We start from the raw sequence: 11,509 nt of genomic DNA, 5'->3' as shown, positions 1-11,509 counted from the left end.
ACACCTCTCGCCACGGCATCGCTCGCCCCTTTGCTTGACGAATCGAGCCAATTTTGAGGTGTCAACCATGTCTCCGAGCACCTGTCAGCCATGTCCCCGGGCTGAACAGCAGCGAAGCAATCCGGGGCAGCGCTCGCGACTCTGGATTGCTTCGCTTCGCTCGCAATGACGGAAACGACCAATGTCCGATGTGTCGCGAAGGGTCCACTGTCAGATTGTCCGACAACTCAAATCATCCGACGACAATGGCTGCAATCCTAGTTGCCGAACTCGTCCCGCATCTTCGCCTGGATCTTCGCCATGCCGCCGAGCCAGCGGTCGTAGTTCTCGGTCTTCTTGCGCATGTAGCCGAGAACCTGCGGATGCGGGAGAATCAGGAAGCTCTCCTCGGCAAGCCCTTTCAGCACGTCCTGCGCGACCTGCTCGGGTGTCAGATCACCGTCGCCGGATTGCGGGCCCTTCGGGATCGATCGCAGCATGTCCGTGTCGACGCCCTGCGGACAGAGGATCGAGACCTTGATGTTGTCGGCCTTGTGCGAGATCGCGAGATTCTCGGCAAATCCCACCGCGGCATGCTTGGTGGTGGAGTAAGGCGCGCTGCCGACCTGCGACAGCAGGCCGGCCGCCGAGATCGTGTTGAGGAAATAGCCGCCGCCGCGCGCCTTGTAGCGCGGGATCAGATGCCGCGCCGCATAGACATGCGCCATCACGTGAATGGCCCAGCTCCGCGCCCACGGCTCGTCGGAGGTGCCGCCGACATTGACCGACAACGGGTCGAAGCCGCCGCCGATGCCGGCATTGGAACAGAACAGCGCAATCGGCCCGAACTGCCGCTCGGTTTCCTCGATCACGTGCCGGATGTCGGCTTCCTGGGAGACGTCGCATCTGAAGGCGGCGCCGCCGATGCCATCAGCGACGGCCTTGGCGCCGGCTTCGTCGAGATCGGCCACGATCACCTTCGCCGCCCCAGCAGCCGCGAACGCCTCGCACAGCGCCTTGCCGATGCCGCGGGCTCCGCCGGTGACCACAACAATCTTGCCGGTCACCTGCATGCAAAGCCCTCCTCGTGGAATTTTCTAGGTCAAGACCAGGTCGAGCACCGCGGTATAATGAAAGCCGGCGCCCAGCAACACGAAACCATGCCAGATCGCGTTCTGGAAGCGCAAGCGCCGCCACGAGTGGAAGATGACGCCGAGGCTGTAGAGGATGCCGCCGGTGAGCACGCAGGCCAGGACCGAGGCCGGCATCACCGAGATCACCCGGTCGTACATCATGACGCCGCTCCAGCCGAGCGCGAGATACAGCCCGATCGACAGCGCGTCGAAGCGGCCCGGCCAGCGCAGCTTCAGAACGATGCCGAAGATGGCGACGCCCCAGACCCCGAGCAGCAGCGCGGCCGAGAACACCGTGTCCTTCAGGGCGGCGATGAACGGCGTATAGGTGGCCGCGATGAGCACGTAGATGGCGGAGTGGTCGAAGCGGCGCAGCACCCATTTGGTCGGCGACACCGGCCACAGATTATAGGTTGCCGACAGCGTCAGCATCGAGAGCAGTCCCGCGACATAGATCGACACCACCACGATGTCGACGGCGCTGGCATAGATCGAGGTCAGCACGACGAGCACGGTTGCGGCGACCAGCCCGGCGGCGATGCCGACGACGTGGACGACGCCGTCCGCGATCATCTCGACCTTGTCGTAGTTCCAGCGCATCGCGCCGGTGGCGGCATGGACGGAGGTCGAGGCGAACTGCTTCAGTTGAAATACGGTCATGTCAGAGCCTGGTGCCGGTTTTCCGGGACAATTGTGCCGGAAGGATTATGGTTTCCAGTGGTCAACGTTCCGTTCAAAGTCTGGTTCTATCCGGAAACGGGCCGGAATTGTGAGCTTGAATCCGGTGTTTTGCATCGCCACCTGTCAACAATCGCTCACGCCCTTTTCAACTGGCGAATTCCCCTCCTCCCATGGTGACCTTTTCCGAACTCGTCGAGGAAGCGCGGCTCTCGGCCCGTGCCCTGCTCGATTATGGCGAGAGCTTCCTCAACCCGACCGTCCGCCTTGGCGTCACTGGGCTGTCGCGGGCCGGTAAGACCGTGTTCATCACGGCGCTGATCCACGACCTCGTTCGCGGCGGGCGCATGCCGGTGTTCGAGGCCTTGGCCTCGGGCCGCATCGCCCGCGCCTATCTGACGCCGCAACCCGACGACGGCGTGCCGCGCTTTGCCTATGAGAGCCACGTGCGGGCGCTGGTCACCGAGCGACGCTGGCCGAGCTCGACCGTCGACATCAGCGAGCTCAGGCTGGTGATCGAATTCCAGCGCGCCAACGGCGCCGAGCGGACGCTCACGCTCGACATCGTCGACTATCCCGGCGAATGGCTGCTCGACCTGCCGCTGCTGAACAAGAGCTATGAGCAATGGGCGCGGGAAAGCCTCGCGCTGTCGCGCAGCGAGCCGCGCGCGCATGTCGCCAGGGACTGGCACGCGCATCTGGCGACGCTCGCCCCCGAAGGCCGCGAGGACGAGTCGGCGACACTCGAGGCCGCACGGCTGTTCACCGACTACTTGCGCGCCTGCCGCGACGAGCGCTTCGCCATGAGCCTGCTGCCGCCCGGACGCTTCCTGATGCCGGGCAATCTCGCGGGCTCGCCGGCGCTGACCTTTGCGCCGCTCGACGTGCCGGCCGACGGCCAGGCACCGAGCGGCTCGCTGTGGGCGATGATGGCGCGGCGCTACGAGTCCTACAAGGACATCGTTGTCAGGCCGTTCTTTCGCGACCATTTCGCCCGGCTCGATCGCCAGATCGTGCTGGTCGACGCGCTGGCGGCGTTCAATGCCGGACCGGAGGCGCTGCACGATCTCGAGGCGGCGCTGACCGGCATTCTCGATTGCTTCCGCGTCGGACGCGGCAATCTGCTGACCGCACTGTTCCGGCCGCATATCGACCGCATCCTGTTCGCGGCGACCAAGGCCGACCATCTGCATCACACCAGCCACGACCGGCTCGAAGCCGTGCTGCGGCGCGCCGTCAACCGCGCGGTGGCCCGGGCCGAGAGCACGGGCGCTGCGATCGATGTGGTGGCACTGGCCGCCGTCAGGGCGACGCGCGAGGCGCTGGTCGCCCGCGGCCGCGACAAGCTGCCGTCGCTGCTCGGCACGCCGGCCGCCGGCGAAAGCGCCAATGGCGAGATCTTCGACGGCGACACCGAGGTGGCGACGTTTCCGGGCGAGCTGCCGGCCGATCCGGAGGAGCTGTTCAAGGGCGGCGCCTATCGCGGCCTGTCGAGCGCTGCCGCCGACGGCACCGACTTCCGCTTTCTGCGCTTCCGCCCGCCTTTGCTGGCCCCCGATGCTGGCGGCGAGCCCGCTTTGCCCCATATCCGCATGGACCGCGCCCTTCAGTTCCTGATCGGAGACCGGCTGCAATGAGCGAACGCGCCAAGCCTCGTCGTCCCCAGACCTTCCGGCTCGATGATCCCGACGTCGTCGTGGTCGATGCCGAGGACGCCGCCCGGCCCGGCCGGGGCACCATCCAGATCACGCCTGAGGCCGACCCGGCGCAATTGCCGGTGCCGGTCGAGACCGTGCTGCCGGCACGGCGCGGCTTTCGCTGGGGCGCACTTTTTTGGGGCTCGGTCACCGGCCTCGTCCTGCTCGGCCTCGGCCTCGGCGTCACCCGGCTGATCGAGGATCTGTTCGCGCGCAGCGAGGCGCTCGGCTATGTCGGCGCGGGATTCGCGGCCGCAGCCGCGATCGCATTGGCGGTCGTCATTGCCCGAGAGACCTACGGCCTGGTGCGTCTCGCCACCATCGAGAAGCTGCATCAGCGCGCGGCCGCCGTGCTGCTGTCCGACGATCGCGCCGAGAGCCGCGAGGTGGTCGCCGAGCTGCTGCGGATCGCACATGCCAATCCCCGGCTGGCGCGTCCGCGTGCCGCGCTCGCCGGCCACGCCGACGACATCATCGACGGCGGCGACATGATCAAGCTCGCCGAGCGCGAGCTGATGGCGCCGCTCGACGTCGAGGCACGGCGCCTGGTGTCGGTCGCGGCGCAGCGGGTCTCGGTGGTGACTGCCGTGAGTCCGCGCGCGCTGATCGACGTGCTGTTCGTCTTCGTGGCAAGCTTGCGGATGATCCGGCAGCTCGCGCGGCTCTATGGCGGCCGTCCCGGCGCGCTCGGCATGATCAGCCTGTTGCGCCATGTCGTCGCGCATCTCGCCATCACCGGCGGCATGGCCGCGAGCGACAGCCTGATCCAGCAGGTGCTGGGCCATGGCATCGCGGCAAAGCTGTCGCAGCGGCTCGGCGAAGGCGTGCTCAACGGACTGCTTACGGCGCGGCTCGGGCTCGCGGCCATCGACGTGACCCGGCCGATGCCGTTCGCCGCGCTGCCGCGACCGGCGCTGGCGGATCTCGCCAAGGATCTCCTGCGCAAGCAGGAGGAGCAGGGATGAGGCTCAGGCCCGCGGCGCGGAATCGAACTCACCGGCGAGCCAGCGCCATTGGTACAATGGCGAGTCCGGCGGCGGCGCCAGTTCGGGCGTCCAGCCCGTCAGACTGCCGAACGCGTAGGTGTCCATGACGCGGCCGCGCCAGCTCCGCTCGACGCGTCCGAGCGGCTCGCGGTGCGCGGTCGTGTCCGCCAGCAGCGGGCCGGCATTGTCCGGCTCGCGCACGACGTAGAGGCCGGCATGTCCCGCGATCAGGTTCATGCCGGGATCACGAAAGCCGATGAAGCGGGCACGCTCGTTGATCTGGATCACCGGCACGCGGCCGCGAAAGAACCACCGCATCATCGCGTAGGTGCGATAGTCGGAGGTCGCGATCCAGGTCGCGCCGATCTTTTGCAGCTCCTGCTCGGCGCGCGCCGCCACCTGCTGATAGCCCGCCTCGGCGCCGATCGGATCGGCCCGCCCGAGGAAATTCCAGGGCGCGGCGACGTAGTAGAGGAAGATCAGGACCACCATGGCGATGCCGCTGACGACGGCGATGCGCGCCCAGCGCACGGTGGATCGGACGAACCAGGCGGGCGCGCCGTCCTGCGGCAGCTTGACGATGTTGATCGCGACCGCCGCAAACCCGATCGGCCACATGAACATCGGCCAGGTGTCGCCGATCCGCAAGGTGAACGACTTCCAGAGGAAGTAGAGGAACGGCACCAGCACCGCCGTCGACAGCAGGATCGCGACCGGCTCACGCGTGCGATAGCCGCGCCAGGCCGTGAAACTCAGCGCCGACAGCGTGACCGGCAGCAGCACGAAGCCGACCTGTCCGAACTGCAATCCGATGTAATCGCCGAGCGTCCGCAACGACAACTCATGCGGCGCGGTGGCGCGAACGAACTGGAAGCGGAACGAGGCCCAGTCGTGCTGTACGTTCCAGATCAGCACCGGCGAGAACACGGCCAGCGCAATCAATGCTCCGCACCATGGATAGGGACTGAACAGCCAGCGGCTGCGCCAGGCCGGAACGAGCAGGAATGCCGCCACGCCCGGCAGCAGCATGACCACCGTGAATTTGGACAACAGCGCCAGTCCGCCGAACAGGCCGGCCGCGAGCCACCAGCGGCCGTCATCGCTCTCGGCGAGGCGAACCAGCGCCCAGATCATCGCGAGCGCAAACGGGATCACCGCGACGTCCGGGGCCACCTTGGCCATCAGCAGGCCATAATAGAGCGCGGCCTCTGGCAGCAGCACCACGATGATCACCGCCCGCATATTGTGAGTGGCGCGGCGAACGATGTCGGCGAGCAGGAGCTGCGTCGCGCCCATCGCGAGGATGCCGGCAAAGCGGACGCCGAGATTGGTATCGCCGAACAGGGCAGTGCCCAGCCGGATGAACCAGGCGATCATGGGCGGATGATCGAGGAAGCAGAGCTGCAGCTCCTTCGACCAGGTCCAGTAATAGGCCTCGTCGGTGCGCAGATCGAGCGCAGCGGCGTAGACGAGACGGATGATCGTCATGCTTGCGATCACGGCCGCAGCCATCAGCCACGCAGCGCGCGTGGAGCGAAACTTTGGGCTGTCGATGCCTGGGGGAATGGCCGTCACGCGGTGCTTTTCCCCGACTCCGCCGGGCGAGTCAACGTTCGCGCGCGCAGCTCGCGCCGCCGGATGACCACCGCCATCAGCCCTCTAGGACAACAGGGAATAAATCTCTAGCATTGCGGCTCCAGATCATACGGACCACATGACCATTTCGATTTCCCATCGTTTACAGTCCGCCCGGCGCGGCATCGGTGTGCGGCAGGTACGGCTGATCTGCGGCTTCATCCTCTTCAGCTACCTGCTCAGCCATTTTCTCAACCATGCGCTCGGCAACATCTCGCTGCAGGCCCTCGCCGAGGGCGTGTCCTATCATGTGGCGTTCTGGCAGTTTCCTCCGATCGCCGTGCTGTTCTATGCGGCCGCTCTCACCCATGGCGGGCTCGGCGTGTGGGCGCTTTATCAGCGCCGGCAATTCAGCCGCAGCACGATGGAGCCTCTGCAGCTGCTGCTCGGCCTCAGCATCCCCGCGTTGATCTTCAGCCACATCGCCGGCGTCCGCATCGGGCAGGCCCTGTACGGACAAGAGAAGCTGTACCCGCAGGTTCTGTACTCCTATTGGACCGGCCCGTCCTGGCGGATCTGGCTGATGTCGGCCGCGCTGCTGACGTCATGGGCGCATGGCTGCATCGGGCTGCACTTCTGGCTGCGGCTCAAGCCGTTCTACAAGCGCGCGGCGCCGTGGCTGCTCGCCTGCGCCGTGCTGATCCCGGCGCTGGCGCTGCTCGGCTTCTACCGTGGAGGCCGAGACGTCATCGCGGCAAGCGCAGCGCCGCAGTGGCGGGTCGAGAATCTGTCGCGGCAGATGGGCACGCCCCTGGAGCAGGCAGTACTCGAGACCATCATGAACGGCTTCCTAATCGGCTATGGCGGCCTGATCGGCTTGGCGCTCGCCGCGCGCGGCGTGCGAGCGGTGCATGAGCGACGTGGCGGCATGGTCACGCTATCCTACAACAATGGCCGCTCCATCCGGGTGCCAAAGGGTTTGTCGGTGCTCGAGGCCAGTCTGCGCAACAACGTACCGCATGCCAGCATGTGCGGCGGCCGCGCGCGCTGCTCGACCTGCCGCATCAGGGTGATCGGAGATCCCGGCGCGCTGCCGCCACCCTCGCCTCGCGAGGCCTTCGTGCTCGCGCAGATCGGCGCGGCCGACCCGTCGGTCAGGCTGGCCTGCCAGTTGCGCCCCACCGGCGATCTTTCATTCTTTCAGCTGTTCATGCCGAACCCGACACCCGGCGAGCGCACTAGCTCGCGCGCCGGAATCGGGCAGGAGCGCTACCTCGTCAGCCTGTTCGTCGACATGCGCGGATCGACCGGCCTCGCTGAGAAACGGCTGCCGTTCGACGTCGTGTTCATCGTCAACCGCTTCCTCAGCGCCGTCTCCCAGGCCGTGCTGGCGAATGGCGGGCAGCCCAATCAGTTCGTCGGCGACGGTATGCTCGCGCTGTTCGGACTAGCCACCGATTCACATGTCGCGTGCGGCCAGGCGATCCAGGCGGCGCGCGACATCGCGGCCAACATCGCCGAGCTGAACGCGTTCCTCAGCCATGATCTGCATGACCCGATCCGCTTCGGCATCGGCATTCACGGCGGCGAGGTGATCGTGGGCGAGATCGGCTATCGCGACCACATGGTGTTCACCGCGCTGGGCGACGCCGTCAACGTCGCATCACGACTGCAAGACATGACGAAGACCCTCGGCTGCCAGGTCATCATCTCGGACGAGGTCTACGCGCGGGCGCGACTTGCCGCCGACGTGCTGCCGCAGCGCGAGGTCGAGATTCGCGGCCGCGCTGAGCCGATGCGCGTCAGGACGGCCATGGATGCCGCCGAACTCGCGATGCTCTCGGACGAAGGGACGGCTGCATGACGAGTTGCGTTGAACCTGTTTGCAGCCTGCGCTGTCATACCGAGAACGGTTGCAGCGGGTCCGCGGCGACGGGCGGAACGGTGGCGTTGCGGTCAAAAGCCGCAAAGCCGCCACGATATCGATCATTTCGGGCCAAAACCGCCCGCTGTTTGCGCTATCACGCCTGTCACAACCGCAGTATTCTCGAATTCCGGGCCTGACGGTTTGCGGGGACCGCCGGTTCGAATTGGATTGATCCCGCGGAGGCGACGTATGGCTAAAGGTACGGTCAAGTGGTTCAACCCGACCAAGGGCTATGGCTTCATCCAGCCTGCGGCCGGGGGCAAGGACATTTTCGTTCACATCTCCGCCGTGCAGAAGGCCGGGCTGGCGACCCTCAACGAGGGCCAGACCATCGAGTACGACGAGATTGCCAACCGCGGCAGGAGTTCGGCCGAGAACCTGAAAGTGTAGCGGATCAATTGGCGCGCCATTCCGCCTCGCGGCTTTTCGGCGCGATCGTTCCCCTCACCAAGCCAGCATGATTGTCGACACGTCGAAATAGACAGGAGCGGTGCCCGCTCCTGATCACATCTTTACGCTTGTTTGTAGTTTCAGCTCCCTCCCCGCCATTGCCTCGCCCGCCCGACCCGGGTCAAATGCGCCTCGAACCGCGCCGACAACAGAATTCCAGCGCGCGGAAACAAGCGACGGGAGCGACGCATCATGGACGACAAGGGCATTTTCCATGGCCTGAAGGTGCTGGACTGCGCGAGCTTCATCGCGGCTCCCGCAGCCGCCACCGTGCTTTCCGATTTCGGCGCTGACGTCATCAAGATCGAGCCGCCCGGCGCCGGCGATCCCTACCGCAACCTGCCGAACCTGCCGGGCTATCCGCGCAGCGAGCATAACTACGCGTGGTATCTTGAAGCCCGCAACAAGCGCAGCCTCGCGCTCGACCTGTCGAAGCCGGAAGCGCAGGCCGTCCTGCATAGATTGGTCGGTGAGGCCGATGTCTTCATCACCAACTTTCCGCCGTCGGTCCGCGCCAAGCTCGGCCTCACCCACGACAAGCTCGCGCCGCTCAATCCACGGCTGATCTACGCGTCGTTCACCGGATATGGCGAGAAGGGCGAGGAAGCCGACAAACCCGGCTTCGACAGCAACGCCTATTGGGCGCGCTCCGGGTTGATGGACCTGGTCCGTGCAGACGAGAGCACGACACCCGCCCGCTCCGTCGCCGGCATGGGCGACCACCCCTGCGCGATGGCGTTTTATGGCGCGATCGTCACGGCGCTTTACCAGCGCGAGAAGACCGGCAAGGGCTGCCATGTCGCCTCCAACCTGATGGCCAACGGGGTCTGGGCAGCCTCCGTGCTCGCCCAGGCCAAGCTTTGCGGTGCGACCTTCGTCGAGCGGCGGCCGCGCGAACGCGCGCTGAACGCGGTCGCCAATCACTACAAATGCCAGGACGGCCGCTGGATCATGCTGTCGCTCCTCAATGAGGAGAAGCAGTGGCCGATCCTCGCCCGCTGCCTTGGCCGGGAGGAGCTGATCGACGATCCGCGCTTCGTCACCAAGGCCGATCGCCACGCCCGCTCGGTCGAGCTGATCCATGAGTTCGACGCGGTGTTCGCGACCAGGCCGCTGGCCGAATGGCGCCGGATCCTCGACGGCAGCGGGCTCGTGTTCGGCGTGGTCGGCATTCTCGACGACATCCCGAACGACAGGCAGATGATCGAGAACGAGGTGCTGGTGCCGTTCGAGAACGACACCATGCTGACCGTCAACAGCCCGATCTTCATCGACGGCCAGCGCAAGGTCGCACCGCGCAAGCCGCCCGGCATAGGGCAGCACAGCGACGAGATCCTGCGCAGCGCCGGCTTCGACGACGAGGCCATCCGCGACCTGCGCGCGCGCGGCGCAGTGGCCTGAGCTAGCGCGTCGCGATGAAGCACATGCCGAACCGCGTCGCCGGCCCGGTCTGACAGGACAGGTTCGCGGCGCAGGTCCAGGTCGAGAAGCTCTTGTCGTTGTCCGCGGCCTCGGCGTGGCGCGCGTAGCAATGCCCGCCCCAGCCGTCATTGTAGACCGTGCCGGCGAGTTCATCGCTGCCGCGCAGCTGCGGGCGGCTGGCGAAGCCGCGCGAGAAATCCGGCGTACGGCCCTCGGCAAAGGCGTTGAGGATGTCGCGCCGGCGGACCTGGTCGCCGAAGAAATGCGGCGAGCCCGGCACCACCACGGTGTTGGACGGCTTCTCCGCCATCCAGTCGACACCGGGGAAGTGGAAGCCGCCGATGCCGCGGGTCTGATGGCAGCCGCCGCAGCTCGAATCGTTGAGGCGACGCTCGAAGCCTGCGACCGACTGGATGTTCTGCAGCACGATGCCCTGCGCGGCCGCCTTCTCCAGCGCGCCGACCACATCGGACTGGGTGAACACCGCGCCCTGCCCGGCCGCGCTCCCCTGCACCAGCCCGTAGGCCGGCAGCAGATCGGAATTGACGAAGCCGACCGGGGTAGGCGCCACCGCAACCTTGGCCAGGAACTGGTCGGGGATCACCGCGGTGCCGCGGTCGAGCTCGCCGAGATGGACGGGGTCGAGCAGCCAGGCCTTGAACTCGCGCGCCAGCGCGGCATCCGAAAGCAGCCGGTCGCGATCGACCTGATCCTCCAGCACCGCCTCCTCGAACGTCCCGCTCGCGGCCTGATAGTCGAACACCTTCATCATGTAGTCGGTGCGGAAATCGCGGATCGCCGATTTCGGCGCATGCGCGATCTGCAGGTTGGTCTCGATGCGGTGGATGTTCTCCGGCCTGATCAGCGCCAGCGGCCCGTCCGGCGCCGTCAGCTTCGCGGCAAGCTCCGGCCCGGTCAGTTGCAGATCGGACGTCGCCAGCCACCGCTTGGCGATCTCGGCGCAGCTCGGGGAGTTGCTCTTGGCTTGCGCGTCGCTGCGCGCCTTGAGCACGATGTTGAGCGTCATCGGCAGCCGCGGCGAGGCGACCTCGCCGTCCTTGGCCTCGGGCGGCGTCGTCCGCGTCAGGCGGTACAGCAGCCGCACCTCGCCGCAATGGTCGGGATCGACGAAGGCGCGATCCATGCGATTGACGACACCGGCCAGCACGAAGCGGGCATCGGACGAATCGAGCACGGTGCGGTCGAACAGCTGGAACGCGTAGGACGTGCCGACGCCGATGCTCTCGTTCGGCAACGTCGTCTTGTGCTTGTCGACGTAGCGGTCGAACTCCGCCTCGAGCGCCTTGCGCACGGGGGCCATCGACGGCAGCGCGAACAATGCCGCGTCGGTCAGCGGCGCATCGCTCGCGCGCGCGAGCATCTTTCCGAGGCCGAACGCGCCGTTGTCGAGCTCACGCAGCGCGAACGGCTCGAGGATGGCGGCGCCGCGCTCGATCGGCGCGCTCTCGTCCGCGTAAGCGAACGGGGCGCAGCACAGCATCACAAGGCCGAATACCGACAGTCGCAAGATCCGCCTCCTCGATTCCATGGCGCAACTGACGGCCTGCTAGCCCTCGAAGATAGCCGAAAGGCGGGCGGCTTCGGACAATTGTGCGACGAGGCGCCTCACGTCGCGGTGAGGCGCCTCGTCAGATTCGTCTC

Annotated in this window: 9 protein-coding genes; 5 read left to right on the top strand and 4 right to left on the bottom strand. The window is 66.5% G+C overall.

Features of this window, described 5'->3' with window-relative positions:
• Positions 1-257: 257 nt before the first annotated feature.
• Positions 258-1,052, bottom strand: a complete 795-nt coding sequence (locus tag ACQR1F_RS17470) for an SDR family oxidoreductase (protein WP_316216557.1) — start codon at positions 1,050-1,052, stop codon at positions 258-260.
• A gap of 24 nt (positions 1,053-1,076) precedes the next feature.
• Complete coding sequence (trhA, locus tag ACQR1F_RS17465) at positions 1,077-1,772, bottom strand: PAQR family membrane homeostasis protein TrhA (protein ID WP_315759485.1); 696 nt, start codon at positions 1,770-1,772, stop codon at positions 1,077-1,079.
• Between the two features lie 191 nt (positions 1,773-1,963).
• Between trhA and ACQR1F_RS17460 the strand changes: the two genes are divergently transcribed.
• Positions 1,964-3,427: a YcjX family protein gene (locus tag ACQR1F_RS17460; protein ID WP_315803180.1), complete on the top strand. Its 1,464-nt coding sequence runs from the start codon at positions 1,964-1,966 to the stop codon at positions 3,425-3,427.
• Positions 3,424-4,452, top strand: coding sequence for a YcjF family protein (locus ACQR1F_RS17455; protein WP_434913530.1), 1,029 nt, complete (start codon positions 3,424-3,426; stop codon positions 4,450-4,452). Before ACQR1F_RS17460 ends, ACQR1F_RS17455 begins: the two co-directional genes overlap by 4 nt.
• Before the next feature lie 3 nt (positions 4,453-4,455).
• Here the strand turns inward: ACQR1F_RS17455 and ACQR1F_RS17450 are convergent, their stop codons facing one another.
• Complete coding sequence (locus ACQR1F_RS17450) at positions 4,456-5,961, bottom strand: glycosyltransferase family 39 protein (protein ID WP_434913529.1); 1,506 nt, start codon at positions 5,959-5,961, stop codon at positions 4,456-4,458.
• Between the two features lie 226 nt (positions 5,962-6,187).
• On the opposite strand from ACQR1F_RS17450, the gene ACQR1F_RS17445 reads away from it, so the two are divergent.
• The 3 genes from ACQR1F_RS17445 to ACQR1F_RS17435 all read left to right on the top strand — a co-directional run bounded on the left by ACQR1F_RS17445 (position 6,188) and on the right by ACQR1F_RS17435 (position 9,826).
• Positions 6,188-7,912 (top strand): adenylate/guanylate cyclase domain-containing protein, encoded by a 1,725-nt coding sequence (locus ACQR1F_RS17445; protein WP_315803177.1) that lies wholly within the window; start codon positions 6,188-6,190, stop codon positions 7,910-7,912.
• Positions 7,913-8,164: 252 nt separating this feature from the next.
• On the top strand, positions 8,165-8,365 hold the full coding sequence (locus tag ACQR1F_RS17440; RefSeq protein ID WP_315713975.1) for a cold-shock protein: 201 nt from the start codon (positions 8,165-8,167) through the stop codon (positions 8,363-8,365).
• A 252-nt stretch (positions 8,366-8,617) separates the two neighbouring features.
• Positions 8,618-9,826 (top strand): CaiB/BaiF CoA transferase family protein, encoded by a 1,209-nt coding sequence (locus tag ACQR1F_RS17435; RefSeq protein ID WP_434873318.1) that lies wholly within the window; start codon positions 8,618-8,620, stop codon positions 9,824-9,826.
• Position 9,827: 1 nt separating this feature from the next.
• On the opposite strand, the gene ACQR1F_RS17430 is transcribed toward ACQR1F_RS17435, so the two are convergent.
• Positions 9,828-11,396: a hypothetical protein gene (locus tag ACQR1F_RS17430; protein ID WP_434913528.1), complete on the bottom strand. Its 1,569-nt coding sequence runs from the start codon at positions 11,394-11,396 to the stop codon at positions 9,828-9,830.
• Positions 11,397-11,509 lie beyond the last annotated feature (113 nt).

Origin of the sequence: Bradyrhizobium sp. HKCCYLS3013, assembly GCF_051167615.1 — a bacterium.
GTDB lineage: Bacteria > Pseudomonadota > Alphaproteobacteria > Rhizobiales > Xanthobacteraceae > Bradyrhizobium.
The sequence above is the reverse complement of the archived record's forward strand: the minus strand, read 5'-3'. Positions and strand labels throughout refer to the sequence as shown.

Excerpts from the sequence above, each read along its gene's own strand:
- trhA (WP_315759485.1), bottom strand. The coding sequence starts at position 1,772 with ATGACCGTATTTCAACTGAAGCAGTTCGCCTCGACCTCCGTCCATGCC.
- ACQR1F_RS17450 (WP_434913529.1), bottom strand. The coding sequence starts at position 5,961 with ATGACGATCATCCGTCTCGTCTACGCCGCTGCGCTCGATCTGCGCACC.
- ACQR1F_RS17435 (WP_434873318.1), top strand. The coding sequence starts at position 8,618 with ATGGACGACAAGGGCATTTTCCATGGCCTGAAGGTGCTGGACTGCGCG.
- ACQR1F_RS17440 (WP_315713975.1), top strand. The coding sequence starts at position 8,165 with ATGGCTAAAGGTACGGTCAAGTGGTTCAACCCGACCAAGGGCTATGGC.
- ACQR1F_RS17445 (WP_315803177.1), top strand. The coding sequence starts at position 6,188 with ATGACCATTTCGATTTCCCATCGTTTACAGTCCGCCCGGCGCGGCATC.
- ACQR1F_RS17460 (WP_315803180.1), top strand. The coding sequence starts at position 1,964 with ATGGTGACCTTTTCCGAACTCGTCGAGGAAGCGCGGCTCTCGGCCCGT.
- ACQR1F_RS17455 (WP_434913530.1), top strand. The coding sequence starts at position 3,424 with ATGAGCGAACGCGCCAAGCCTCGTCGTCCCCAGACCTTCCGGCTCGAT.
- ACQR1F_RS17430 (WP_434913528.1), bottom strand. The coding sequence starts at position 11,396 with ATGGAATCGAGGAGGCGGATCTTGCGACTGTCGGTATTCGGCCTTGTG.
- ACQR1F_RS17470 (WP_316216557.1), bottom strand. The coding sequence starts at position 1,052 with ATGCAGGTGACCGGCAAGATTGTTGTGGTCACCGGCGGAGCCCGCGGC.